The organism is Halosimplex litoreum (assembly GCF_016065055.1).
Lineage (GTDB): Archaea > Halobacteriota > Halobacteria > Halobacteriales > Haloarculaceae > Halosimplex > Halosimplex litoreum.
In genome coordinates this window covers 1,826,174-1,851,385 of sequence record NZ_CP065856.1, presented here as the reverse complement: position 1 = coordinate 1,851,385, position 25,212 = coordinate 1,826,174, and the positions used below count along the sequence as shown (strand labels likewise).

The following is a 25,212-nucleotide window of genomic DNA, read 5'->3' as shown; positions in this document are numbered from 1 at the left end:
AGGGGGCGCACGGAGATTAATCATCGGACCGACGCGGCGCTCCCGCCCGAACGCGTGCGGCGGCGACGCCGACGACGAGGCAAGCGGCGACCGCGCCGTAGAGGAAGAGATGCACGGGACTGTCCGGGGAGCGCGCGGCCGCGATCGCGGCCATGCCGAGGAGGTACGCCCCCGCGGTACCCGCCGCGAACTCACGGACGCGGACGCCGGTGAGCGCCCCGAACGCGGCGCCGAGCGCTATCGCCGCGACGACGACTAGCGCCAGCGTCGCGGCTTCGCCGACCGTCGCGGCCACCGCGGTCCAGTAGACGGCACCGGGCGGCCAGAGGACGGCTCCCGCGACGGCGGCGAAGACGGCGCTGACCGCGACCCTTCGCGCGTTCACCGTCGCGTCCGCTCCGGTCTCCGCGTTCACGGCCGCGGGTTCGACGCCCGGCGGGAAAGCGGTTGTCGTCGCTCGAAGGAGAGACGCGGTCTACTCGGCCGTCGAGACCCAGGCGTCCGGCCCGAGCGACTTGACCGTCGAGAGGTCTTCCTGGGCCTCGACGCGGCTCTCGAAGGTCGCGATGCTCCGGGCGAGTTCGTCGCCGTGGTCGTCGACGAGGCGCCACTGCCACCCCTCGTCGGTCCGATGGAACTCGAAGGCCGCCGAGTCGATCTCGAGGACGCTCGCGTCCGCGAACGTCTCGCGGGCCGCTTCGACGTCTCGCTCGGCGGCCTCGCGGGAGTCGTGGTACCCGGCCGCGGCACCGAGGGCGCGGCCGTCCTCGTCGACGAGGCGCCACGTCCAGCCGTCGGTCTCGGTCCGGAGTTCGAAGGCCACGTCGTCGAAGTCGACCACGTCCGCGTCGGGCGCGAGCGCGCTGACGCGTTCGACCGCCGACTGCACGGCTGCGCGGTCGTCGTAGGTCGCCGACGCGCGGGCGAGCGGCTCGTGGTCGGCGTCGACGAGGCGCCACGTCCAGCCGTCCTCGGAGCGGTAGCAGTCGAAGGCGGCGTCGCGGATCTCGTAGACGGTCGTCCCGGCGGCCGACGTCTGGAGGTCCGAGACGGCCGACTCGACGGCCGCGCGGTCGTCGTAGGTCACGCGACCGGTCGCCACCGGCTCGCGGTCGGCGTCGACGAGCGCCCAGTGCCAGTCGTCGGGATGCAGACGGACCGCGAGCCGGCCGACCGTGGTCACGGACGCGTCGGTCGCGTCGCTCCGGAGCGATTCGACGGCCGCCTCGACTTGGTGGCGGGTGCCGAACGCCGACGGCGACTCGGCGACGACCCGGCCGTCGGGGCGGACGAACCGCCACCACCACTCGTCGTCGCCGTCGGCGTACACCTGGAAGATACCCTCGCGCATCCGGCGCTCGTCGACCTCGCTGACGGAGGCGACGAGGCTGTCCATCGCCCCCCGAGCGCCCTCTTCCTCGTCGTAGCGAGTCGCGCTGTCGGCGATGGTGTCGCCGATGTCGTCGACGAGCCGCCAGCCCCAGCCGTCGTCGTCCTGGAACAGCTCGAAGGCGGCGTGTTCGATCTCCAGGTGTTCGGCGTCGGGCGCGTTCTCCTGGAGGGTCAGCATCGCGCTCATCGCGTCGTCTTTCGACTCGTACTCGCCCTGGCCGCTGTCGGCCAGGACCGTCCCGTCCTCGTCGATGAGCCGCCAGCGCCAGGCGCCACCCTCGGCCTCGTACACCTGGAAGGCGGCGTTGTCGAACTCGATGAGGGTCGCTTCGGGCGCCTCGCTGCGGACGCGGTCGACCACTCCCGCGGCCTCCTCCTCGGAGTCGTAGGCGTCCGTGCTGCGGGCGTGGACGGACCGTTCGGCGTCGACGAGCCGCCAGTGCCACGCGCCGCCGCGGCGGTAGGTCTCGAACTCCAGGTCCTCGATCTCGACGATTTCGGCGGCCTCGGCGTGGGACTGGAGCTCCTCGGCACCGGCGGCGGCCGTCTCCGCGTCGCCGACGGGCTCGACGCCCCGGGCGACGGCCGAGCCCGTCTCGTCGACGAGGCGCCACGCCCAGTCGCTCCCGGTCCGGTAGACGTCGTAGGTCGGCTCGCCGGCGACGACGGTGTTCGCGCCCTCGACCCGCTCGAGGAGGTCGTAGACGGCCGATTCGGCGACGCCCTTCGACTCGTAGCTGCCCGTGCTCGACGCGAGTTGCCGGTGGGCGTCGTCCCGGAGGAGCCAGCGCCAGCCGTCGTCGTCCGAGCGGAGTTCCACCCCGTAGGCGTCGACGAGGAGTTCGGTCGCCGCGCCGACCCGCTCGCGGAACGCGTCGAGGTCGTCCCGTGCTCCCGAGCGGTCGCCGTGGGTCTCGACGGCCTCGGCCAGCGGTCCCCGGTCGTCGTCGACGAGTCGCCAGGCGAACGCCGAGTCCCGGCGGTGGACGTCGAATGCGGCTGCTTCGCGAACGACGACTTCGGCGTCGGGACCGTGATCTTTGATCACGTTGATCGCGGACTCGGCGGTGTCGCGCGAGTCGAAGTCGTGGCCGCCCTCTGCCACGGCGCTGCCGTCCTCGCGCAGGAGGTGCCACTGCCAGCCGTCGCCGCCCTCGTACAGTCGGAACGCGGCGTGTTTGATCTCCAGTAGCCCGGCGTCGGCGACCTGCTCTTTGACCGCGTCGACCCGCTGTTCGGCCTCCAGCCGCGGGAGGAACGATCCCGTCGACCCCGCGACGGCGTTCTGGTCGATGAACCGCCAGCTCCACTCCGTGTCGCGTTTGAACACCGCGAACAGCCCGCCGCGGTCGGCCTTCCCGAGCGCGATGTCGGGGTGGTCGTACTCGCGGCCGACGGTCGTCTCCGAGAAGTAGCTCCGCTCGCCGGTGACGACCGGGACCATGATGACCACCCCGGCGACGACCGCGACGCCGAAGGTGTAAACCGCGATGATCGGTTCGCTGTAACTCGGCGTCCCGAAGTGCCAGTTGTTCGGGTAGTGGACGCCGAACGCCCCCACCGCACCGAGACCCACGAGCGTCCCGACGACGGCCGCGTAGAGGCTCCGGTTGGTCACCGGCAACAACGACACGATCCCGAGCAGCGAGAGCAACAGCCCCGGTGCGGCGAGCACGACTGCGATCTTCCGCACCAGATACACGGTGTCGTTGGGCGCCCCCGTCCCGCTCGGCCCGAGCAGGTAGACCCCCATCCCCCCGATCGCCAGCAGGTATCCCGTCACCAGCAAGGTGTACCCGTAGACGTCTATCTTCGACTCCGGTTCTCGCACGTACTTGGTGTACAGTTCGAACAGCCGCCCGTCGTAGGGCGCCCCCCGACTGTTCGTTTCCGTCGCCATGACCCAGCGCACAGAGGTGGTGCTAATAAGTCTTCAGACAGTTCACACCACTCTGGCCCCGATTGTAAACGGCAAGTATCCGACGAATTCCCGGCCAGTGTCCGGTATCGCCCCGACCGTCCGCCGGAGCCCGGCTCCCGCCCCCCTCGCGGGGAAATCGCCGGCTCGACCGGCTCGACGGCGACCGTGCCGTTATGAGTCTCCGACCCTAAGCGGCGTCAATGACAGACGACAGCGGGTCCCTCCCGATGCGGTCCGCGCTGGTCGCCGTCGGCGTCCTCGCAGTGGCGCTCGCGGCGGCCGTCGCGACCGGCGCGATGCCCGCGGGCACCCTAGACGGCGACGCGCAGCCGGACGGCGAGGAGGTCCTCGACCGGGTCGAGCAGCGCTACGAGAGCGCCGAGACGCTGACCGGCGAGGCGACCGTCACCGTCGCCAACGCCTCCGCGGAGCGCTCGAAAACCGTCTCGTTCGTGGTCGACCGACCGAACCGGACGAAGCTGAGCACCACCCACGACGGCAGCGAGTACGCTATCGGCACGAACGGCTCGGTGGCGTGGGTCTACGACGGCGCGAACGACACCGCCCGCGTCTGGGAGCTGCCGGAGAACGCCTCGGCGTGGAACGAGTCGGCGACCGAGGCGCGCGCGCTGGCCGGCGAGACCGACTGGACGGGCAACCGGTCCGAGGCGGCCGGCAACCACACCCCGAACGGCAGCCACGCGTGGAACGGTAGCGAGGCGTGGCACGGCAATCACACCTGGAACGACACCTCGTGGGCCGACTGGAACCGCTCGACGAACGTCTCGGCGTGGCTCGCCGAGAACGTGAGCGTCGATCTGCGCGAGACGACGACGCTCGCCGGCGCGGAGGTGTACGTCGTCGGCGTCGAATCGACGAACGAGTCCTACCGCGGCGAGGCGACAGTGTGGGTCGACACCGACGACTATCGCGTCCACCAGCTGCGCGCGAGCTACGGCGACAACCGGACGACCGTCGCCTTCGACGGCGTGCAGTTCGACGCGAGCGTCCACGAGAGCACGTTCCGGCCGCCCGACGCCGCGTCGGTGAACACCGTCGGCCAGGAACGCTACGACACCTTCGACGCCGCCCAAGCGGGGACCGACGTGACGCTCCAGCGCCTCGACAGCGAGGGGTACGAGTTCGACGAGGCGGTCGTCGTGACTCGGGCGGGTCGGACCGTCGCCGCCCAGACGTACACCGGCGCGGCGAACGTGACCGTCGTCGCGACGGGCGACGACCTGCCGACGATGGGCGCCGCGAGCGAGAACGTGACCGAGGGTGAGACCGTCACCGTCGCAAGCGCGAACGCGACCTACGTCGAACGCGACGACGGCGCGGCCGTGGTCTGGGACGACGACGGCGTGACGCGGGCCGTCCTCGGCGACCTGCCCCGTGACGAGCTGGTCGAACTGGCCGAGTCGGTCGCGGCGTAGCGCGGACAGGCTCGCGGCGCCGCGCGGACCGCGACTACGCGAACACCGACGGTCGCAACCGCGCGCGCTCCTTTTCGGTCAGTCGATACGGCGCCAGCTCCGTCGCCAGATCGCCCAGCGCCTCGCGTCGCTTCCGATGCTCGGCGAGGAAGTCACCGATCCGCTCGGCGGCGATCCCCTTCAGTTCGCCCGAGAGAAGCGCCCCGGAGCGGTAGTCGGCCGCCAGCTGTTCGACGCGCTCGTCGTCGGGCTCGAAGAACGTGTGGAGGTACTGGTAGGCCACGTCGACGCTCGGGTCGCCGCCGTGTTCGCGGTGTTCGTCGATATCGACGCGACCGCCCGAGTGGGCGTACTGCACGATCTTCGCCCGGACGGTCTCGCGGTCGTCGGTCAGTTCGATGGCGGGCGCGTCCGACGAGGAAGACATCTTCCCGGGGCCGTCGAGCGCGGGGAGGAACTTGCCGAGCAGCGCGCCCGGTTTGTCCACGTCGAACCGTTCTTTGGCGGCCACGTCGCGACAGACGCGGACGTGGGGGTCCTGGTCGACGGCGATAGGGACAAGCGTCGGATGGCGGCCGTGGACCAGCTGTGGGAGCAACAGGTGGGTGGCCTGCATCGCCGGGTAGAACGACAGGCCGACGTTGTCGGGGTCGCCGTAGGTCGCGTCGACGGTCGACTGGGTGATGTCGGCGGCGACGCGGGCGGCCTGCGGGTAGAGTACGTCGGCGTCCAACCGGTCGACGACGATCCGGGTGCGCTCGGGGTCGAAGCCGACGGCGAGCAGATCCCGGAGGTTCGAGCGGGTGGCCGCCTCGATCTCTTCGAACGACAGATCCTTCGCGTAGAACTTCTCGTCGTCCGAGAGCGGGATATAGACGTACGCGCCGGTCTCCTCCTGCAGTCGCTTCGCGAGGTAGAAGACGAGGACGTGGCCCAGGTGCATCGGCCCGGAGGGACCGATCCCTGTGACGATTGAGTGGGTCTCTCCCGCCTCGACGGCCGCGAGGTAGCGGTCGACGTCGCGGCCGGCGTAGAAGACACGGCGGCGCACCATCGGGTGGTCGGGGAAGCGAGCGACCTGCTCGTCGGTGAGCCGGTCGGCGCCGAACTGCTCCAGCAGGCGGTCGTAGTCGACGGTCCCAGCCACGTCGTAGGGTGTGACCGTGAACTCCTCATCGTCGGTGCGGTCGGCGGCGGTGCGGTCGGCGGCGGTGCGGTCGGCGGCGGTGCGGTCGCCGTCGGCGGCGTCGGTCTCGGCGGACTGGTCGGTGTGCTGTGCGTCGGTGGCGCTGTCGTCGTGCATGTGTGTCGGTGGATCTGCGGTGGCTGGCGGGCGAACGTGCGGGAGAACGAGTGAGCACCGCGACCCGGGCGACCGGGTTAGGCCCGACCGACCGCGCTCGCGATACCGTCCGCTCTCGAATGGGGCGAGCGCCAGCGCCACGCGAGAGCGGACCGCGTCATCACCGGTCGGTAGCCCGTTGGCGGACAAATAGGTTTCGCAGCTGGAGGCCGAGGCGACCCGGTCGGTCGCGGTCGGACCGGTCGCTTCGTTCACACGGGTCTGACGCGCGGCTGACGGGTGTTTTTGTAGGGAGACCGGCGTCGTTGTAGTGATGGCTACGTCGGCGAACGGGTATCTCGAACGGGACGTACTGGCACGGGCGGGGCCGCTCATCTGCGCGACGACGCTCGCGCTGACGGCGGCGTTCATGGGCATCGTGGGGATCGCGTCGGGGTCGGCGACGGGGCTGGTCGGGCGACTGCCCCTCTACGTGCTCGCCGGGTCGGTCGGCTTCGTCGCCGCCGTGCTGGCGGCCGAACACTCCGAGTACTACGGGCGGCCCGCGCTCGTCACCGCGGCGGGCGTCGGCGTCGTCGGCTTCGTGATGATCGGACTGGGCACCGAGGGCGTCGTCTACGGGCTGACCAACCCCGACGCGGTGGTCGCCTCGCACCTCTCGGTGTACCTGCTGTCGGCCGCGATGATCGCCTCCGGGCTGGGCTACTGGACCGTCCGCAACTGGCGCGACGTGACGACCGCGGTGAACACGAGCGGTCTCTGACCGCCGGCGAACCGACGCCCGCGCGGCCGAACCGTTTTTTGCCTTGACTGTCAACCCAGGGTATGGTTCACCACCCCGTCGCGGGCGTGGGGCTCCTCGTCTCGATACTCACGCTCCCGTTCGGGCTGCTCACCGCGCTGTTCGTCGGGGCCGCTCCCGCGGCCGTGATCTTCGTCGTCGGGTGGTTCCTGCTGACGCCGGTCCTGTTCGTGTTCGCCGAGGAGATCGGCTCGCTGCTCCCCGACCGCGGAACCGGCGACGAGTCCGCGGACCAGTCCGCCGACCCGCTGGAGCAACTCAAGTCGCGCTACGCGCGCGGCGAGATCGACGAGACCGAGTTCAAGCGCCGTGTCGAGCGGCTGGTCGGCGTCGAGGATCTGGACGCGGACGGGGCGGGCGACCCCGACTTGGACGACTTCGACGCCGACGGCCTCGGCGCCGACGACTTCGACACGTCCGGGATGAACGACCGGGAACTACCGACCGAGCGGGAGTGATCACTCCGCGTCCGCGTCCGCCGCGGCCCCGCCGAACAGCTCCTCGTGGCGGTCGGCGAGGTTGGCGTAGTCGCCGGAGCTGAACGCCTCGAAGACGGCCGCCGGATCGATGCTGGTCTCCGAGAGCGGGGTGACCCTGGCCGGGGTCCCGCGGACGAACGAGTCGGACGGCACCTCGTAGCCCGGCGGGACGACGGTGCCCATCGCGACGATGCTGCCGGCGCCGATGACGGCGTCGCTGACGGTGGCGTTGAACCCGACCAAGGCACCGTCCTCGACGACCGTGTCGTTCAGCACGGCGCTGTGACCCACCATCACTCGCTCGCCGATCTCGGAGACGTGGACGGTCGCGTTGTCGCCGACCGCCGACTCGCGACCTACCCGGACCGGCCCCACGTCCCCGCGCAGGACCGCCCCCGGCCAGACGTTCGCGTTCGCCTCGACGGTCACGTCGCCGACCAGCGTCGCCTCCCGGCTGACGTGGGCGTATCCGTGTACCTCCGGCCGCTGCCCCTCGAACGCGTACTCGCGGCTGTCCATGTGGCGCGTGTCGTGTTCACACGTCTAAACGGTTGGCCCGTCCCGTGCCGGTCGGTGGTCTGTGCCACGGGGATCCCCCTCGTTTCGTGTGGAACGAGCGCGCGGCGAAGCACCTGCGGTGGCTCCCACACAGCTATGCGGATCGAGACCGTGGGGCGTGGCATGAACATGGAATCGGACGATATCGCGGTCGAGCGCCCCGTCCTCGCGACGGTCGTCGTCGCGGCCGTCGCGACGGTGGCCTACCTCGGGGTGCAACTCGCGCTCGACGGGGCCGTCGCGCCCGCCGAGACGGCGTCGTTCGTCCTGATATTCACGCTCGTCTACGTCGCCGGGAGCCGCTACCTGCGCGAACGAACGGACGGGAGCGACGACGGGGCGGCCGGCGACGACACGGCCGGCGACACCGTCGAGTGAGTCACAGGAACCGGTCGAGCCCGGCCTGCCGGCGGTCGACGCCCGCCGGGTCCGGCTTCCAGGCGCTCCGCCGGGCGCGGACGGCCTCGGTGTCGGGGGCCGAGGGCCTCCCCTCCCCCTCCTTTTCCTCGTCGCTATCGTCGTCGCCGTCGACGGGGTCGTACCCCGGACACGCCGGCCCGCAGTCGGCGACCGGACGGACGATCTCGTCGGCCCACGCGCACCACGGCAGCCCCGCGTCGGCGAACGTCTCGGGTTCGGCGTCGTCCGGGGCGCACCGCTCGCAGTCGGGCAGCTCGTAGGTCCGCCACCCTTTCCCGTAGGCCCGTTCGGCGATCCGGCGGCGCTGGCGGCGCTTCTCGTCGGCGGTGACCGGTCGGATCTCGGCGCGACCGGCTTCGCGGTCGAGCAACTCGATGCCCGGTCCGTCAGCGTCGAGTTGGTCGGGCTCGCGGACGACCTCGCGGTCGCCGGTCTCGGGGTCGAACCGCCAGACCCCGACCGCCTCGGGCAGCCGATTCAGGTGCGCGCCGGTGACGTACGTCTCCGTCGCCAGTATCACCTCGTCGAACAGCCCCAGCGAGGCGTCGATGCGGAGCTGGTCCCGCAGGTCGCCCGGACGGTCCAGGTCGGGCTTGTTCTCGATACCGACCAGTGAGTCGAACCAGTCGTCGGGGTAGCGGACCGTCGCGCGGACGGCCGTGCTCGCACCCGTCCGCTCGCGCTCGAAGTAGCCCAGTTCGACCGCCCGCTCGGCGACCGCGCGGGCGCGGTCGGGGTGGCAGTCGAAGGCGTCGGTGACCGACCGCGCGGTGCCCGGTCCGACGGTGCTCTCGATGGCGAGCGGCGGGACCGTCTCGGGCGTGATCGCCGCCCGGCGCTCGAACTCGGGCCCCGGCTCGACCAGACACACGTCGGCGACCCGTCGGCCGTGGACCGCGGCACCGAGCTGGCGACCGACCACCCGCTCGGCCCCTTCGAGGCGGGCACACAGCGCGAGTTCGAACGCGAACTCCTGCACGGGCGTGCGTTGGGGCGAACGGGCATAAGGACGCCGACGGTGGCCCGCCCGTGGGACGAACGATGCCTGATCGACGTCGACTCACCGAGAGAGTACCCTGTAACTACTCTCACGCATGGCGCAAGTTTTATCTAAACGTGTTATGCTATGTGACGTACGACACTGGTGACGACTCGGGCCGTCCGCGAGCGAGGGTCGCTCGCGGGTGCGGGTCACAGGGGGGCCGGCGCTTCCCGGTCGTCGCGCAGGGTGACGGGACCGATGAATCGGGACACTCACGGGGTCGGAGTCGACGATCGCGGCCAGTCAGTCTTCGACTTCTCGATCGGCGTGAGCCTCTTTCTGGTGGTGGTGCTCGCCGTGTTGGTGTTCGTCCCGACGGCGTTCGGGTCGCTGAGCGACGACACCGGAATCGATAGCGAGGACACGCTCGCCGCCGAGCGCGTCGCCGACTATCTGGTGGAGACGGCGCTGGACAGGTCCGCCGCGTCGCCCGGCCTGGATCCGCTCTGTGTACTCGCCTACTTCGGTGACGGAACGGAGTGTGCGTTCGCGAGCGACGACTCGTTCGCGGCCGACTCCGGCCGGGCGGAAAGACAGCCGCTCAACGTGACGGTCGAGGCCGACCTCACGGGCGGGGACGCACGCGAAGTTCTGTGTTATCAGGGGGGATCAGTCGTTCCAGCAGCCAGTTGTGGGACAGGGGACACGCGACTCACAGCGGGACCGAGCGCGGTTCGGAATCAGAACTACGTCGCAGCCACCCGCTTCACGCGGTTGCAGGGGGAAGACGTGTTCGTCGTAGTGAGGACGTGGTAACATGGAAAGCGACAGAGGACAGATGTTCGCGCTCGAAGGCGTACTGGCCGCGTTAGTGGTACTCGCGGGGATCGCGTTCGCGCTCCAGGCGACGGTACTCACGCCGGCGACGAGCGGTGGGACGGAGTCGCCGGTCGAGGGCGCGACGCTCGACAGCGTTCTCACGACGGCGGTCGAAAGCGGGAGCCTCAGAGACGCGCTCGTGAACGACTGGGACGGAGGCGGCTTCACCAGCGGGGGGGAGGGGTGGTATACGAACGCCTACCCATCGAACGATTTCGGATCGGCGCTACGGCAGAGTCTCGACGAAACGGTGACGGCCAACGTCGTCGTCTCCCATCGGACGCCGTCGAACGGGCGCGAGCAGACGAGGCTCGTCTACAACGGAGTGCCTGGGGACGGCGCGGTCCGCGCGTCGACGGTTGTAACGCTGTACGACCGTGATGTCTGCTCGGGAGCCTGTACACCGACCGCACGGAACCAGTTTTTCGCCGCGGATCTCGACACGAGTTCGAGCGGGCAGATCTACAACGTAGTGGAGGTCGAGGTGGTCGCATGGCAGGGATAGCCTTCAGCGATACACGGCGCGACCGCCGGGCGCAACTGCTGCTCGCGGGCGCGTTCATCCTCGCCGTCGCGCTCATCGGGTTGACGATCGTCTTCACGTCGAGCAGCTACACCACCGCGCTCGTGAATCAGGAGAACGAGGTCGTCCGTGGTGCCGACGCGGTGTCGGTCCGGGAGGCCGTCCAAGCCGACCTGACCCGGCATTTCGAGCACGTCTACGAAACCAATCCACGCGGGAGTCGGCGAGCACCGTTCGAGGCGGTCGTCGCTCCGGTAGGGAACGAGACGGCGGGACATTACTCCCGGCAAGGTCGACTGGTCAACGTGACCATGGACGCGAGCGGTGCGGGGTTCATCGAGGGGACGCATATAAAACAGGGGCAGAGCGCGGAGCTGAGTAACCCGGGCGGGGTCGGGCCAAGCACGAAAGACTGGATCGTCGCCGAGAACACCGAGCTTCGGAACGCGACGTTCCAAATTACCGACATTCGGGCGAGAAATCCACAGAATGCGATCAACATCAGTTTCGATACCCCTGCGTCCGCTGGGGGGAACTGGAGTGTGACACTCCACCGAAGCAACACGTCCCCGATCGAGCTCGTGATCAGATCACGGAGTCCCGAGGGGATCGAGCGGACGTGTACTCGGCCCGATCCGAACGTCGCAGGCCAGGATCTCTACGTCAACCTTGACGCGGGCACTGCCGCCGGAAATCCTTGCACAGCGTTGGCGCCGATCGACCCGGGTCGGCACAGGTACGACATCAACATCACGCGGGGACAGCGAGCCAGTGGCAAGTACTGGATGATCGTCAGCAAGCCCCCGTCCGACGCGGACGTGACGACGTTCAGTGTCGGTAGCATCGACGCGCAGACGGACGGCGTCCTCTACGGCGCCCGCGTCAGATACAGGTACCACTCCGGGACTGTGTCCTACGAGACGAACGTCGACATCGCACACAGGGAGATCGCATGATGGACGACCGTGCAGTCTCGACGGCAGTCTCGTACGTTCTCATCGTCTCGTTGGCGTTGCTGTTGACCACTGGGCTGATCCTCGGCACGGAGTCGCTCATCGAGGACCAGCGAGAGGATACCATCCGCCAGCAGCTGGAGGTCGTCGGCCAGCAACTGGCGGGAACGGTCATGACCGTCGACCGGTTCAACGAGACCGAAGCGGTACCGGAGACGGCAGTCGTGACCCGACAGTTTCCGGAGCGGATCGCTGGATCACAGTATCAAGTAGCCGTCGCTCCCGACTCGCCGGGCGATGGTCGGTACACGATCTACCTCGACGCCGTCGACACCGACGTGAACGTGAGCGTTCCCGTGCGTGCGGCCGACACCGACGTACGTCCAACACGGGTAAACGGCGGAACGGTTCGAGTGGCGTACGTCGACGCCACCGCCGAGGTGGTGATCCGCAGTGCGTGAGTCATGCCGGCGTCGAGAGAGGCGAGCACAGAGTGAGCTCATCGGCTACGTCTTGGTGTTCTCCGCGGTCGTCCTCGCCGTCGGTGGCATCGTGACCTTCGGCGTCTCGGCCCTCGACCAGGTCCAGTCGTCGACCGTCGCCGCCAACGGCGAGTTCGCCATGGAGTCGGTTGCGGCCGACATCGAGGAGCTGTACTACGGGACGGGGACGGTACGCAACACCGAGCTAACGCTCGAAGCGGCCACGCTCGAGACCGGACCGCCGGCGATCGTCAACGTTACCGCCACACGAGGGAGCGAAACGGTCGAGATCGACCGCGAACTCGACCCACTCGTCTACAGAGTCGAAGACACCACGATCGCCTACGAGAACACGCTCGTCGTCCGCGACCAGTCCCGGGGCTCGGTTGCGGTGAACGACCCCCTGCTGAAAATATCTGATCGACGGGCTGTCGTCCCCGTCGTGGAGACGAACGCGACCAGCCAGAGCGTCGGCGGTGGCACCCATCGGGTCCACTCTGTACTGAACCAGACGACCGCGGAGTCGATCTCACTCAGTCGCGGACCCGTGGCCCAGCGCGTCCACCTCAACGTTACCGTCCAGTCCGTTCCGGACCGGATAGACGCGTGGGAACGGCAACTCAACGAGACCGTCGGCGGTTTGACTCGCCCATCGGGTGTCCCGTACGCCGGCGACCCAGCGTGTCGCCGGCCGGAGTCGGGCCACGTGACCTGCATCGTCGAGACCGATCGAGTCGTGATATCACACGCGGAGATCGCCTACGAACTGCGGTAGGTCGGAGTTACACTGTTGCCCACCGCTGTCTCCTGGAGACAAGTCCCGACAGCGCTTCCGCACGAGACGAGAAGGAACGAACGCGTTCAGCTGTCCACGGAGACGACGCGGGCGGAGGTCCGGAGGTACGCCACTTGCCCCCGCGCGGCCCCACCGGCCGCGAGCGCGTATTTGTTCTGTAGCGTGGCGTCGTACTTGACGGTTGCCAAGTTCGTGAACTTCTCGAAATTCCCGACGACCGCGCCCTTGACCGTCGACTGCTTGTCGAGGTAGATATCTACGCCGTCTCCGTCCGGCGCGTTACCGGGCCCGTAGATGACACCGGTGAACGAGGTGTCCTGTTTGAGCCGTACTTCGTCGCTCGGATCCATGTAGACCCAGAACTTCGACGCCTTGTCCTGTGGGGTCGTCACCTTCCCACCGGCACCCGATCCGCTGTACATGTGGAACGTGTCACTACCGGCTCCCTGTCCCTCGACGTACACCTCGACCTGATTCGGGTTGTTCCCGAGCACCTGAATATGTGCGTTCTTCGGGACTTCGACGCCGCCCTCGACGTAGATCTTGATGCTGCCGCCGCTGGTGTCGAGTTCGAGTTCGTCGCCGTGCCCTAGGATCAGGTGATCGAGTTTGTACGTCCCGGCGCCGAGTCGACACGTCTCGGCCGTTCCGTCGGCGTCGCAGTCGAGCGTCGCGCCGGTGAGGTCGGGCGCGGGATCACCGGTCGCGGGCTCTTTCGCGGACATGTCGACTCTCCCGGGTCTATCGGACGTGATCATGTGCGTAAGATCCCTCCGCATCTCCCCCCTGACCTGCGACAACGGGTGGCTCTTGTGAATCTCCGACGACGGCTTCGAGTTCCCGGTCTCGTCTACCAGACCATCACCCCCTCCCGATTCGGTTATCTTTCTGTTGGTCGTGTAAATTTCTCCGTGGACCTCTACGGTATCGCTCACCTTGATACGGCCGTGGGCGACGAGGTCGCCTTTGATCACGGTTCCATCACCGATTTTCAGCTCGTTGCTGCTCGAGCCCTGATCGAAGTACAACGACCCATCGACGGTGACCCCGCGCATCTTCTTCACTTTGCCGTCAATCCGGACGTCGTCTTTGAAGTGGACGCCGCCGCCGGCTTCCAGCAACTCGACTCTGTCGCGAATGTTAGTGTAGCCCTCGAAGGTCACGTCCCCTTTGATCTCGTACGCCGAACTCCTCGAGAGGCGTTCACCAAAGAACGACTGGCCTTCGATGACCGCGCCGCCACAACCGGGTGAGCCGTACAGACTCCCGCTATCCGGGAGCCGCTCGACGACCAGGTCACCTTCGATGGTGAAACAGTTGGCGAACCCGTCGTTGGCGGATTTCAGATACACGTCGGCGGCTGTACAGCTACTACCGCCGGTCGGTCTGTAACAGGTCGTGCCCGCAAACTTGCCGATGTGCGTGCCAGTCCCACGGGGGGAGAACGCCGCCCGCGTGATCGGCGGTCCCCGAGTCGGCGGGCCGTCGAGGGTAAACGAGACGCGTTCGGTGCTCGGGTCGTAATCGACATCAGTCCCGATCCGCTGTTCGAACACGGATCCCCACGCCTGATAGACCTCGCTCTGGACGGTAACCCGGAGTTCGGTCCCGCGTTCGAGCGGATTCACCGAGTCGTCAGATGAGGTGTCCGGGTTCCCGTCGAGCTTCGGGAGTATCTCTTCGAAGCCCGTCCGTTCCACTGTCACCTTGTCGTCGACCGATTTGCCCGTGACGGTGACGAGCGGAATCGTCAACGTCCCACCTTCGGAGTCCGGTCGATAGCTCACTTCCGGCGACGAGACGACGGTCGACCCGTTCCCGGTGCGTTCGAACAGGCCGCCGCCCTGATACGTCAGCATCTGCTGGTCCTTTTGATACTGGATACGACCGAGCGGTACCGTGTGCGAACTCGTCTTACCGGAGCTCTTGTGGACGATCGTGACCGTCATCTTGCCCGCCGAACGCTCGACCTTCGCGTCACCTGATCGCAGCCCGTCGAGTCGGACGCTCGCCGATCGTTCACCCTGGGAGACCTGATCGATCTCCGCACCGAGCGACCGCATCGACTGCTCGGCGGTCGCGAACGACGACTCGCCCTGAGCTTGATCGATCGCCGTCGACCCCGCCACCACCACCACCGTCGCGCCCGCGAGGACCAGCCCCGCGAGCAACACCACCGCGATGACGTTCGATTGTCCCCTGACCGACCGCGACCCCTCGTCCCGACGGATACCCCTACGCATGAGTTTAGTCAACGTAACGTGCATCCACGCCGAAATAATCCTTTCGACACTTCACGACCGACCGGCGAGCGAGCGGCAGTCTACTCGCCACTACCGGCCGTCAACTGAGTACCAGGCCGCCGACATCCGTCCGGGAAAACCCGGGTACTGCGGACGGACGAGCGAGCGACGGCCGGCGGGAGCCGACGCTGATTCAGCCCTCGCAGGAGTGACACTCGCTGTCGACCACGTCGAGGTCGCCGTCGAGCGTGACGGTCAGGCGGTCGTCGGCCAGCGGGATCTCGACGGTGACCCGCCAGGGGTCGACGGCGTCGACGGTGGTGTACTCGTCGTCGACGCACCACGGGAGCGTCCAGTAGCGCCGGTCGGACAGGTCGATGCCGTGGTCGTCGTAGAACGCCGAGACGACGGACTCGTCGAGCAGGACGAGGCCGACGGGCGAGCAGAGTTCGTTACGACAGCGTTCGCAGACGTGTTCGGCGCGCAGGGCGACGTCGAGACAGCAGTCGCCGCCGCGGACGATCTCGGTGTGGATGCGGCCGGCGCAGGACGGGCAGACGCCGTCGGCCGCCAGGCAGTGGAGGTGCCGGACGCGCTCGTCGAAGGCGGTCGCGACCTCCTCGTTCGTGCGGTCGACGAGCCCGCCGGGCGGGAACTCGTACTCGCCGTGGGACTTGCCGCAGTCGACGCAGTCGATGCGGAACTGCTCGTCGGCGTAGCGGGCTTGTAGCCCGCCGCCACAGCGGGTGCAGGCGCCCTCCACTTCGAAGGGGTCGACGTCGGGCTGGCGGGTGAACGTGCCCGCGCGGACCGCGCGGACGACCTGCGCGCCGGCGTGGCGCAGGTCGTAGCCCGCCTCGGTCTTGACGACGAACTGGTCGGTGAGCTGCTGGAGGTGGTAGTTGAACTGGGCGCTGTCGCGCATCGCCACGTCGTCGTGCAGCGCCGAGAAGCTCACGGGCCGGTCCTCGGCGCGCCACAGCGCCTCGAGGATGTCCAGACGGGTCTCGTTGGCGACGACGCCGAACGCTTCCGCCGGATCGACCTCGGCGGCATCGCTCTCCTCGCCGGCCTCGTCGCTGGCTCTGCTCATATCACACCGATCGGCGCCGACCCCCTAAACGGTTCGCTGAAGCCGGTTTTTGTAGTCTAACTGTCACTCGTCGGACGGCAGTTTCAGTGACAGAAAACGCTCGTCGGTCATTAACACGGATCGAAAACAATCTCGATTTGATGTGTGCATCGCGTGACTCGGGTCCCCTCCACCGGTCGACGGGGCGCTGTGAGATGCGGACGGTGCTGGTCGTCGACGACGACCCGGACCTGACGGCGCTGGCGGGCGCATACCTGGGTCGGCTCGACGACGTCTCGGTCCGAACGGCGACCGACGCGGACGACGCGCTCGCTCGGGTCGACGACTCGGTCGACTGCGTGGTGAGCGACTACGAGATGCCCGGCATGGACGGACTGGCGCTGCTCGACGCCCTCGACGCGGCCCACCCGGAGGTGGAACTGGTGCTGTTTTCCGGTGCCGAGGAAGACGCGCTCGCCGAGCGAGCCCGCGAGCGGGGCGCGCAGTACGTCCGGAAGGGCGCCTCGGCGGGCGGGTTCGACGACCTCGCCGACGCCGTCGAGGGCGCGCTCGACGGCTGAGCCCCCGGCACCGTCGCCGGCCGGGACTCGGTGCCGGGGTAGTCCCGCCACGGAACAGTAGGTTTATCAGTCGCAGAGGGCGAAGATTCGGCAAGATTACTCTCGAGATGACGACGAACACACAACCGGAGGTGAACATCGGACTCGTCGGTCACGTCGACCACGGCAAGACGACGCTGGTGCAAGCGCTGTCGGGCGAATGGACGGACCAGCACTCCGAGGAGATGAAACGCGGGATCTCGATCCGCCTCGGCTACGCCGACGCGACGTTCCGGCAGTGTCCGGAGGGAGAGGTGCCCGACGCCTACACCGTCGAGGAGACCTGTGGCGACCACGACACCGAGACCGACGTACTGCGCACGGTCTCGTTCGTCGACGCGCCCGGTCACGAGACGCTGATGGCGACGATGCTCTCCGGCGCGGCGATCATGGACGGCGCGGTGCTCGTCGTGAGCGCCAACGAGGACGTCCCGCAGGCACAGACCGAGGAACACCTGATGGCGCTGGACATCATCGGCATCGACAACATCGTCGTCGCCCAGAACAAGATCGACCTGGTCGACGCCGAGCAGGCCCGCGAGAGCTACGAGCAGATCCAGGAGTTCGTCGAGGGCACCGTCGCCGAGGACGCACCTATCGTCCCGATCAGCGCCGGGCAAGGCGTCAACATGGATCTCCTCATCGACGCCGTCGAGCGGGAGATCCCGACGCCGGACCGGGACCCCGACGCCGACGCGGAGATGCTCGTCGCGCGCAGCTTCGACATCAACCGCCCGGGAACGACCTGGGACTCGCTTCTGGGTGGCGTGCTCGGCGGCTCGCTCGTCGAGGGCGAACTCGAAGCCGACGACGACATCGAACTCCGTCCCGGCCGCGAAGTCGACGAGGGCGGCCAGTCCGAGTGGCAGCCCGTCGAGACGACCGTCAGGTCGCTGCAGGCCGGCGGCGACACCGTCGAGACGGCCACGCCCGGCGGCCTGCTGGGCGTCGGCACCGGGCTCGACCCCTCGATCACGAAAGGCGACGCGCTCGCCGGGCAGGTCGCGGGACCGCCGGGGACGCTGCCGCCGACCCACGAGCAGTTCACGATGGACGTCGATCTGCTCGACCGCATCGTCGGCGAGAACGCCGGCGAGGTCGAGGAGATCTCGACGGGCGAGCCGTTGATGATGACCATCGGCACGGCCACGACGGTCGGCTCGGTCACCAGCGCTCGCGGCGGCGAGGCCGAGGTCGCGCTCCAGCGCCCGGTCTGTGCTCGCGAGGGCGCCAAGATCGCCATCAACCGACGGCTTGGCGGCCGCTGGCGGCTCATCGGGATCGGCACGCTGCGGGAATGAGCGTCGTCATGGACACGAACGCACTGATGATGCCCGTCGAATGCGACGTTCGCGTGTTCGAGGAGCTCGAGCGACTGCTCGGGGACGAGGCGCTGCTCGTCCCCGAGGCGGTCCGCGACGAACTCGCGAAGCTCGCCGACGGGCGAGGCAAAGAGGCGACCGCGGCCAGCGTCGGGCTGGACCTCGCGACCGACCGCTGTGAGTCGGTCGGTCACGAGGAGGGCTACGCCGACGACGCGGTGGTCGAGGTCGCTGGGCGGGAAGCGGTTTCGCACGCGGTCACGAACGACGGTCCGCTCAAGCGCCGGCTGCTCGAGGCCGGTGTTCCGGTAGTTAGTTTACGGGCCGAGAACAAACTCACAGTCACTCAACCATAACATGTACAAACGGGTTACACTCCGCGACACGGTCGAAGTGCCGCCGGCGCACCTGGCCGAGGTGACGCCGGGGCTGGTCAAACGGCTCCTGCAGGACAAGCTCGAGGGACGGATGGACGAAGACGTTGGATCGGTCGTCTCGGTGATCGACGTCCACGACATCGGTGAAGGAGCGGTCGTCCCCGGACAGGAAGGCGTCTACTTCACCGCCGAGTTCGACGCGCTGACCTTCGATCCCCAGATGCAGGAGGTCGTCGACGGCGAGGTCGTCGAGGTCGTCAACTTCGGCGCGTTCGTCGGGATCGGTCCCGTCGACGGCCTGCTGCACGTCTCCCAGATCTCCGACGAGTATCTCGCCTACGACGAGGAGGGCCAGATGCTCTCCTCGCGGGACTCCAACCGGACGCTGGGGGTCGGCGACGCCGTCCGGGCGCGAATCGTCACCAAGAGCATCGACGAGCGCAACCCCCGGGACTCGAAGATCGGCCTCACCGCCAAACAGGTCGGCCTCGGCAAGCACGGCTGGCTCGAAGAGGAGCGCCAGAAGCGCGAGCCGGCGACGGAAGCGGGTGAGGACTGATGGCCGACCGACTGGTCTGTCGCGAGTGCCACCGCGTGCAAGACTCCGAGGAGGCCGAGACCTGCGTCTCCTGTGGCTCCTCGTCGCTCACGGAGGACTGGGCGGGCTTCGTCGTCATCACCCACCCCGACCGCTCGGAGATCGCCGAGGAGATGGGCGTCACCGAGCCCGGCCGCTACGCGCTGAAGGTCCGCTAACGTGACCGTCGTCCTCGAACTGCAGTCCGCGCTCCGTGCAGATCTCAAAGACCCCTTCGGCCCCGTCTCCACCGACACGGCCGCCGTGCTCGCCGCCGCCGGCGACCCCCTCGTCACCGTCGGCGACATCGTCACCTACCACACGCTCGGGGCCGGCGCCGTCCCCGACCTCGCGTTCGTCGACGAGCGCACCGAGCGCGCCGCCGTCGACGACGAGGTCAGCGACGGGATCGAGGACGACCGCTTCGACCGCGTCCGCGCTATCGAGAACCCGCCCGGGACGCTCACCGCCGCGCTCTTCGACGCGCTCGCCGACGGGCTCGCGGCCGACGAGCGGACGCTCGTCCGGGTCGACGGCGAGGAGGACCTCGCTGCCCTGCCCGCTATCGCCACCGCGCCCGCCGGCGCGAGCGTGCTCTACGGCCAGCCGGGCGAGGGCGTCGTCCACGTCACCGTCGACCCCCAGGTCCGCGAGCGCGTCGTCGACCTCCTCGGTCGGATGGACGGCACCCCCTCCCGCGCCTTCGACGCGCTCGGTATCGACCGGGAGTGAGGACCCGTCGTCGGTCGTCGCAACTGACTTCACCGGCGTCGTCGTGTTTCGGGCCACAGTGATCGCGAACTGGCAGCGGGTCGCCCCGCGAACGTCGACGCCGCGGTCCTGAGGACGGCTCCGGCTGCTGCTCGCGGTTTCGGTTTCCACTCTCCTGGTGTCCGGGCTCTGGCGGCTCTCGAGGGTCGAGACCGCGACCTGAACCGCTAGGCGGGAAGGTGGTCGGTCCCGTCCCGGAGGACCACGTCACTCCCCGAGCCGTCCACCGAGATCTCCGTTATCCCGCAGTTCGAGGGGGAGAACTCCGTGGCGAGCGACGCCAGTTCACGACCGGCTACCTCGGCCAGCACCGCCCGGATCGGCCCGCCGTGGGTCACCACGGCGACGGTTTCGCCGGCCGCCACCTCGCCGACCAGTCGCTCCCAGCCCTCGCGAACCCGCGTCTCGAACGCCGGGAGCGACTCGCCGCCCGCCACGGAGCGCACGCTCAGCAGCGAGCCGCCGCGGTGGTACTCGGGGTGGCGAGTCGCGATGGCGGTCCGGGTGAGCCCCTGGAGGTCGCCGAAGTCCCGCTCGCGCCAGGCGCGGGCACGCTCGGAGTCTGCTCCGATGCCGACCGCTCGGAGCACCTCGGCGGTCTCCAGCGTCCGCTTGAGATCCGAGACGACGAGCCGGTCGACGCTATGCGAGTCGACCAGATGCGAGCCGACCGCGCGGGCCTGCTCGCGACCCTCTTCGGTGAGCGTCGCGTCGGCCCACCCCTGGATGCGGCCGGCGCGGTTCCACGTGGTCTCGCCGTGGCGGACGAGCAACACGCGCCCGGTCACGAGGTCCACCCGGTCATCCGCGGTTCTCGACCCAGTCCACGACCACGAGGACGAACTCGTAGGTGACGATCAGGCCGACGACGACGCCGGCCGACTCGACCGTCGAGAGGTCGACGGCGTCGATACGGGCGAGCAGGGCGGGGTCGGGGCTGCCGAGGTAGCCGACGAACAGCGACAGCGGCCAGACGGCCACGCGGCCGCGGGCGAGGTAGCTGTAGGCGCCCGAGCGACCGAGGGCGTTCCGGTCGACGTACAGCACCGCCTCGTAGACGGCGATGAGGCCGAGGCCGATCAACAGGGGCGTCATGCGGGTGACGCCGAAGTCGGCCAACGCCGACGTGACTGCGGCGGGCAGCTGCTCGTAGTAGCCGCCCGGTAGCGGCGCGGTGGAGACGACGTAGCCGACGAGAGCGGCGCCGAGCCAGACGAACGGCCGGCGAGCGGCCAGGTCCTCGGCCTCGACGCCGGCGGCCTCGCCGGTCCAGTACAGCAGCAACAGCGTGCCCTCGAAGAGGACGATCATCGTCGCGGCGACGAGGATGGGCGCCATCCCGGTCGGGTCCGGACTAAAGAGGAAGGCGACCGTGGCGAACCCGCCCCAGAAGTAGATGCGGCGGGCGGCCAGCCACTCGCGGGAGGTGACGCCCATCATCACCGCGAGCATGATGAGCAGCGGGATCTGGAAGACCAGAGCGAAGAAACCGAGCATCATCACGATGAGGTTGAACGTCTCGGTGAGGCTGAAGGTGACCTCGGCCGCCTGAGCGGTGTAGCCGGTGAAGTAGACGAACAGCGTCGGGAGGACGAGCAGGTACGCGAAGAGGATACCGACGCCCGCGAGGACGAGGCTCGTCGGCACGGAGGCGAGGTAGTAGCGGCGTTCGCGGGGGTAGAGGCCGGGGCGCATGAACAGGTAGGACTCGTAGACGGTCACGGGCAGGGCGATGACCAGCCCGACCAGCGAGGCGACCTTCAGGCGAGCGAACATCAGCGCGAGCGGGTGGAACAGGTACGGACAGGCGGCGTCGGCCGAGGGCGCGGTCGTCGGGCAGACCTGCGGCGACCCCTCGAGGAACGAGTACCACAGGAAGGTGATGAGGCGGTCGGCGAAGGGGAACGTGAGCCCGCTGACCAGCGCCATCGCGACGAAGACGACCCCGAGCCGACGGACCATCTCCTCGATGTGCTGGGCCAGCGGCATCTCTTGGTCGTCCGGAGCGCCGCCGATGCCCTCGTCGACCGGCGCGGCCGGCGCGCCCTCCGCCGGTCCGCCGGTCGTGGGGCTGGCGTGGGGGTTGATGTCGCCGCCGAACTCCGTGGCGTCCGAGCCGCCGTCGGCCGCCGTGCCCTCGACCGTGTCGGCCGGGACCGAATCGGTATCGTCGACGCCGTCACCGTCGTCCCCGTCCGCGTCGTCGACCCACTCGGAGGGGTCGCCGGGCGCGTCGTCGTCCTCGGCCCCGGGGTGGCCCAGTGAGTCCGAGGACCCGTTCTCGTCGTCGGCTCCGGGCCGCTCGTCGTCGCCGGGGAGATTGTCCGGACGCGGCGATGGGTTGGCGTCGGTCCGGCGCTCTGCTGCGGGGTCGTAGCGGTCGGGGTCGTCCGGCCCGCCGGGGACCGGCTCCTTGGGCGGCGCTCCCGATCCGTCGTCGGTCGAGTCCGCCGCGTGCTCGTCGGTCGAGTCCGCCGCGTGCTCGTCGGGCGAGCCGTCCGCGTCCCGGTCCGAGGCGTCGTCCACCTGGTCGTCGCGCGGACCGGCGGCTCCCCCCTCGTCGTCGCCGTCGCCGGGCCGCTCGTCAGTCATTCGTGGCCGGGTTTGCGCTCCCCTATTGTAAGCCTTCTTTTCGCTCGCCCCGTCGACGGGGTGAGCCGACCCGCGTTCGGGCCCGCGAACGGCGGTTCCGGTCCGCGCACCTTCTCGTGATGAATAGATTGATAACAGTCACTCGGTTACCACTCCCCGAGATGGCTGCCGCGATCGACGAGGACACGAAACGGACCGTCGCACAGGGTCGCGCGACCCTCGGGTCCATGATCGGCAGCGCTCGCGAGGACCTCCAGAAGGCGTTCATGGTCTTCGTGATCGGATTCATGGGGACGTTCTACGCGTTGCGGCTCTACGTCTGGGACCAGCTCAAGGCCGACCTGAACCAGAACCCCGACATCCAGATCGTCGCGACCACGCCCTTCGACGTGATCCTCCTGCAGGCGAAGATCGGCATGTTCGTCGGGGTGCTCATGGCGCTCCCAGTCGTGGTCTACTTCGGCCGCGACGCCCTGCGAGCGCGGGGCTGGTGGCCCGCCGAAGACGTGCCCAGGTGGAAACTCGCGGTCCCGACGCTGCTGTCGGTCGTCCTGTTCGTCGCCGGCCTCGCCTACGCCTACTACCTCTTTTTCCCGCTCATGCTCGGGTTCCTCGCCGGCAACGCCGTCAACGCCGGCTTCGAACCCGCCTGGTCGATCGTCAAGTGGACGCAGTTCATCGCCTTCCTCGGCCTCTCCTTTGGCCTCGCCGCGCAGCTGCCGCTGGCGATGAGTTCGCTCGCCTACCTGCGGATCCTGAGCTACCAGGCGATGCGTGACCGCTGGCGATACGCCGTCCTCGGGATCGTCACGTTCGGCGCCTTCTTCTCGCCGCCGGACCCGCTCACCCAGCTCATGTGGGCCATCCCGCTGATCGGCCTCTACGGCTTCAGCCTCGCGCTCGCCCGCTTCGCCGAACTCCTGCGACGGTCGGCCGACGAGGTCTCCGCGGGGATGGTCGCCCGCCGCTACTGGAACAAGCTCGTGGCCGTCGCGTTGGTCGCGTTCGGCGCCGGCTACCTCTTCGTCACCCGCTACGGCGTCGCCGCGGTCAACGACCTCGTCACCTCGATATCGGACAGCGTCGGCCCGTTCCCCACGCTCGTCGAACTGACCGGCCTGGACGCGCAAGTCGTCGCCGCGGTCGTCGGACTCGGACTGGCCTTGCTCGCGCTCGTCGCCGCCGGCTTCTACTTCTCCATCAAGGAACTCGACGCGGCCCGCGACCCCACCGAACCGACCGGTTCGCCGACCGACATCGATCTCCTCGCCCTGTCGGCCGCGGCCATTCCCGCCGCGCCGCCGGAACGCTTCGAGGAGATGGACGAGGCCGAGGCGACCGAACTCGCCCGCGAAGCCCTCCAGGAACAGGGCGAGCCCGACAAGGCCCAGGCCATCCTCGACCGCTTCGACGAGGTCCAGGAGGCCCAAGAGGCCCGCGCCGAGGCCGCAGCCGCCGAGGGCGGCGACGCGGCCGCCGACAGTGGTGACGGTGCGACCGACGACGACGAGGGCGGGCTCCTCACCTCCACGACAGCGGGCGTCGTCGATTCGTTCACCGAAGAGGAGACCACCGAAGACGACATCGGCGGCTACTACTACGACATCGCCTTCATCCTCGAGAGCCTCACCTCGCGGGCCTTCCGCATCGTCGGCCTGTTCGGGATCGTCATGGCCGCTACCTTCGTCTTCCTCTATCAGGGCGGGATCAACACGCTGCGGAAGGCATTCTTCGGCCAGATGCCCGAAAGCCAGCAGGTCCAGGCCAACATCGTGACGCTGCACCCCGCCGAGGCGCTCATCTTCGAGATCAAGTTCGCGACGCTGCTGGGTCTGGTCGCGACGTTCCCCCTGATCCTCTACTACGTCTGGCCCCGGCTGAAAGAACGCGGGCTCGTCGGCGGCGACCGCCGGCTGCTCGGCCTGTGGGCCGTGACGCTTATCGTCGGCATCGTCGGCGGGTCGGTCGTCGGCTTCCTCTACGTCGCGCCGGCGATCATCTCCTGGCTGGCCGCCGACGCCATCCAGTCGAGCATGGTCATCTACTACCGGATCAACAACTTCGGCTGGCTGGTCGTGCTCACGACCGTCGGCTTCGGCCTGCTCGTCGAGGTGCCCGTCACGATGTTCCTCTTCCACCGCGGCAACCTCATCTCCTTCCAGACCATGTTCGACCGCTGGCGGACCGTCGTCATGGCCATCGTCGTCTTCGCCGCGTTCATTACCCCGTCCAGCCTGCTGACCATGCTCGTGCTCGCCCTCCCCGTCGCCTTCGCCTACATGGTCGGCCTGGGACTGCTGTGGGTGTACACCCTCGGCGGCCGTCGCACACCCAGCCGCGAAGGCGAAGCCGCCGACTAGACGCTGGCTCGACTGCACTCGGCGGCGGGCGGTGGCTCGCCACGAGAAACTGCGACCGCCAGCGACAACAGGTCACGAAAGCCCTCGGCTCGCTCCCGGTCGCCGAGCGATATTTCCACGCGTCGAACAACTGCACCGCGCCGCACTCGCGTGGAGAGGGGCCGCTCGGGCGACTACACGAGCGCGAGCAGGGCGGTCGGCTCCGCCGACCGCCGCAAGCCGTGGCGACTACGCCGCCACGCACGCCTCGCCCGTTCGGTCCGCCAGGAGAGCAAGCTCTCCCGAGCCCGTGCTCACACGCTCGCGCGGACACCAGCGACCGCCCTGTAACCGCCCCGTGACAGCGACCGCC

General features: G+C 68.7%; 25 protein-coding genes. 16 read left to right on the top strand and 9 right to left on the bottom strand.

Annotated elements, in window-relative coordinates; translation table 11 throughout:
* Positions 1 to 16: 16 nt before the first annotated feature.
* Together I7X12_RS09190 and I7X12_RS09185 are read right to left on the bottom strand one after the other, a co-directional pair.
* Positions 17 to 415 (bottom strand): hypothetical protein, encoded by a 399-nt coding sequence (locus I7X12_RS09190; protein ID WP_198063517.1) that lies wholly within the window; start codon positions 413 to 415, stop codon positions 17 to 19.
* A gap of 60 nt (positions 416 to 475) precedes the next feature.
* The gene (locus I7X12_RS09185; RefSeq protein ID WP_198063516.1) at positions 476 to 3,292 is read right to left on the bottom strand and encodes a DUF1508 domain-containing protein; all 2,817 of its coding nucleotides are present in this window, start codon (positions 3,290 to 3,292) and stop codon (positions 476 to 478) included.
* A gap of 221 nt (positions 3,293 to 3,513) precedes the next feature.
* On the opposite strand from I7X12_RS09185, the gene I7X12_RS09180 reads away from it, so the two are divergent.
* Positions 3,514 to 4,749, top strand: coding sequence for a DUF4367 domain-containing protein (locus tag I7X12_RS09180; protein ID WP_198063515.1), 1,236 nt, complete (start codon positions 3,514 to 3,516; stop codon positions 4,747 to 4,749).
* Positions 4,750 to 4,783: 34 nt separating this feature from the next.
* Here I7X12_RS09180 and I7X12_RS09175 read toward each other — a convergent pair whose 3' ends face one another.
* Entirely contained in the window at positions 4,784 to 6,052 is a 1,269-nt protein-coding gene (locus tag I7X12_RS09175; RefSeq protein ID WP_198063514.1) for a tryptophan--tRNA ligase, read from the bottom strand.
* Between the two features lie 313 nt (positions 6,053 to 6,365).
* Here I7X12_RS09175 and I7X12_RS09170 point away from each other — a divergent pair, with 313 nt between their 5' ends.
* Together I7X12_RS09170 and I7X12_RS09165 are read left to right on the top strand one after the other, a co-directional pair.
* Positions 6,366 to 6,815: a hypothetical protein gene (locus I7X12_RS09170; RefSeq protein WP_198063513.1), complete on the top strand. Its 450-nt coding sequence runs from the start codon at positions 6,366 to 6,368 to the stop codon at positions 6,813 to 6,815.
* 62 nt (positions 6,816 to 6,877) lie between these two features.
* Entirely contained in the window at positions 6,878 to 7,312 is a 435-nt protein-coding gene (locus I7X12_RS09165; protein WP_198063512.1) for an SHOCT domain-containing protein, read from the top strand.
* On the opposite strand, the gene I7X12_RS09160 is transcribed toward I7X12_RS09165, so the two are convergent.
* Positions 7,313 to 7,852, bottom strand: a complete 540-nt coding sequence (locus I7X12_RS09160) for a gamma carbonic anhydrase family protein (protein ID WP_198063511.1) — start codon at positions 7,850 to 7,852, stop codon at positions 7,313 to 7,315.
* A gap of 162 nt (positions 7,853 to 8,014) precedes the next feature.
* On the opposite strand from I7X12_RS09160, the gene I7X12_RS09155 reads away from it, so the two are divergent.
* On the top strand, positions 8,015 to 8,269 hold the full coding sequence (locus I7X12_RS09155) for a hypothetical protein (RefSeq protein ID WP_198063510.1): 255 nt from the start codon (positions 8,015 to 8,017) through the stop codon (positions 8,267 to 8,269).
* A 1-nt stretch (position 8,270) separates the two neighbouring features.
* Here the strand turns inward: I7X12_RS09155 and I7X12_RS09150 are convergent, their stop codons facing one another.
* On the bottom strand, positions 8,271 to 9,290 hold the full coding sequence (locus tag I7X12_RS09150; RefSeq protein WP_198063509.1) for a DUF5787 family protein: 1,020 nt from the start codon (positions 9,288 to 9,290) through the stop codon (positions 8,271 to 8,273).
* 261 nt (positions 9,291 to 9,551) lie between these two features.
* On the opposite strand from I7X12_RS09150, the gene I7X12_RS09145 reads away from it, so the two are divergent.
* Genes I7X12_RS09145 through I7X12_RS09125 form a run of 5 tightly spaced genes read left to right on the top strand, consistent with a single transcriptional unit; the run spans position 9,552 to position 12,905 of the window.
* Positions 9,552 to 10,109, top strand: coding sequence for a DUF7287 family protein (locus I7X12_RS09145; protein WP_198063508.1), 558 nt, complete (start codon positions 9,552 to 9,554; stop codon positions 10,107 to 10,109).
* Position 10,110: 1 nt separating this feature from the next.
* Entirely contained in the window at positions 10,111 to 10,677 is a 567-nt protein-coding gene (locus I7X12_RS09140; protein ID WP_198063507.1) for a DUF7288 family protein, read from the top strand.
* Positions 10,665 to 11,651 carry a DUF7261 family protein gene (locus I7X12_RS09135; RefSeq protein WP_198063506.1) on the top strand — a complete coding sequence of 329 codons (987 nt, stop codon included), beginning with the start codon at positions 10,665 to 10,667 and terminating at the stop codon, positions 11,649 to 11,651. The genes I7X12_RS09140 and I7X12_RS09135 overlap by 13 nt, the downstream gene beginning before the upstream one ends.
* A complete protein-coding gene (locus I7X12_RS09130) occupies positions 11,651 to 12,109 on the top strand; it encodes a DUF7266 family protein (RefSeq protein WP_198063505.1) in 459 nt (152 codons plus the stop codon). The genes I7X12_RS09135 and I7X12_RS09130 overlap by 1 nt, the downstream gene beginning before the upstream one ends.
* The gene (locus I7X12_RS09125) at positions 12,102 to 12,905 is read left to right on the top strand and encodes a DUF7289 family protein (protein WP_198063504.1); all 804 of its coding nucleotides are present in this window, start codon (positions 12,102 to 12,104) and stop codon (positions 12,903 to 12,905) included. Before I7X12_RS09130 ends, I7X12_RS09125 begins: the two co-directional genes overlap by 8 nt.
* Positions 12,906 to 12,991: 86 nt before the next feature.
* Here I7X12_RS09125 and I7X12_RS09120 read toward each other — a convergent pair whose 3' ends face one another.
* Together I7X12_RS09120 and I7X12_RS09115 are read right to left on the bottom strand one after the other, a co-directional pair.
* The gene (locus tag I7X12_RS09120; RefSeq protein WP_449272344.1) at positions 12,992 to 15,169 is read right to left on the bottom strand and encodes a polymer-forming cytoskeletal protein; all 2,178 of its coding nucleotides are present in this window, start codon (positions 15,167 to 15,169) and stop codon (positions 12,992 to 12,994) included.
* A 193-nt stretch (positions 15,170 to 15,362) separates the two neighbouring features.
* The gene (locus tag I7X12_RS09115) at positions 15,363 to 16,262 is read right to left on the bottom strand and encodes a winged helix-turn-helix domain-containing protein (RefSeq protein WP_198063502.1); all 900 of its coding nucleotides are present in this window, start codon (positions 16,260 to 16,262) and stop codon (positions 15,363 to 15,365) included.
* Positions 16,263 to 16,402: 140 nt separating this feature from the next.
* On the opposite strand from I7X12_RS09115, the gene I7X12_RS09110 reads away from it, so the two are divergent.
* The 6 genes from I7X12_RS09110 (at position 16,403) to I7X12_RS09085 (ending at position 19,869) form a co-directional block, all read left to right on the top strand.
* On the top strand, positions 16,403 to 16,822 hold the full coding sequence (locus tag I7X12_RS09110; RefSeq protein WP_198063501.1) for a response regulator: 420 nt from the start codon (positions 16,403 to 16,405) through the stop codon (positions 16,820 to 16,822).
* A 107-nt stretch (positions 16,823 to 16,929) separates the two neighbouring features.
* Positions 16,930 to 18,162, top strand: coding sequence for a translation initiation factor IF-2 subunit gamma (locus I7X12_RS09105; RefSeq protein WP_198063500.1), 1,233 nt, complete (start codon positions 16,930 to 16,932; stop codon positions 18,160 to 18,162).
* Positions 18,159 to 18,539, top strand: coding sequence for a twitching motility protein PilT (locus I7X12_RS09100; protein WP_198063499.1), 381 nt, complete (start codon positions 18,159 to 18,161; stop codon positions 18,537 to 18,539). Before I7X12_RS09105 ends, I7X12_RS09100 begins: the two co-directional genes overlap by 4 nt.
* Position 18,540: 1 nt before the next feature.
* Positions 18,541 to 19,119, top strand: a complete 579-nt coding sequence (locus I7X12_RS09095) for a DNA-directed RNA polymerase (protein WP_198063498.1) — start codon at positions 18,541 to 18,543, stop codon at positions 19,117 to 19,119.
* Complete coding sequence (gene spt4 / locus I7X12_RS09090; protein WP_049929968.1) at positions 19,116 to 19,316, top strand: transcription elongation factor subunit Spt4; 201 nt, start codon at positions 19,116 to 19,118, stop codon at positions 19,314 to 19,316. Before I7X12_RS09095 ends, spt4 begins: the two co-directional genes overlap by 4 nt.
* 1 nt (position 19,317) lies before the next feature.
* Positions 19,318 to 19,869, top strand: coding sequence for a GTP-dependent dephospho-CoA kinase family protein (locus tag I7X12_RS09085; RefSeq protein ID WP_198063497.1), 552 nt, complete (start codon positions 19,318 to 19,320; stop codon positions 19,867 to 19,869).
* A gap of 206 nt (positions 19,870 to 20,075) precedes the next feature.
* Here the strand turns inward: I7X12_RS09085 and I7X12_RS09080 are convergent, their stop codons facing one another.
* Both I7X12_RS09080 and I7X12_RS09075 read right to left on the bottom strand, forming a co-directional pair.
* Positions 20,076 to 20,696 (bottom strand): histidine phosphatase family protein, encoded by a 621-nt coding sequence (locus tag I7X12_RS09080; protein WP_198063496.1) that lies wholly within the window; start codon positions 20,694 to 20,696, stop codon positions 20,076 to 20,078.
* A 13-nt stretch (positions 20,697 to 20,709) separates the two neighbouring features.
* The gene (locus I7X12_RS09075) at positions 20,710 to 22,500 is read right to left on the bottom strand and encodes a twin-arginine translocase subunit TatC (protein ID WP_232343132.1); all 1,791 of its coding nucleotides are present in this window, start codon (positions 22,498 to 22,500) and stop codon (positions 20,710 to 20,712) included.
* A gap of 161 nt (positions 22,501 to 22,661) precedes the next feature.
* Between I7X12_RS09075 and I7X12_RS09070 the strand changes: the two genes are divergently transcribed.
* Entirely contained in the window at positions 22,662 to 24,860 is a 2,199-nt protein-coding gene (locus tag I7X12_RS09070) for a twin-arginine translocase subunit TatC (RefSeq protein ID WP_198063495.1), read from the top strand.
* Positions 24,861 to 25,212: the final 352 nt, after the last annotated feature.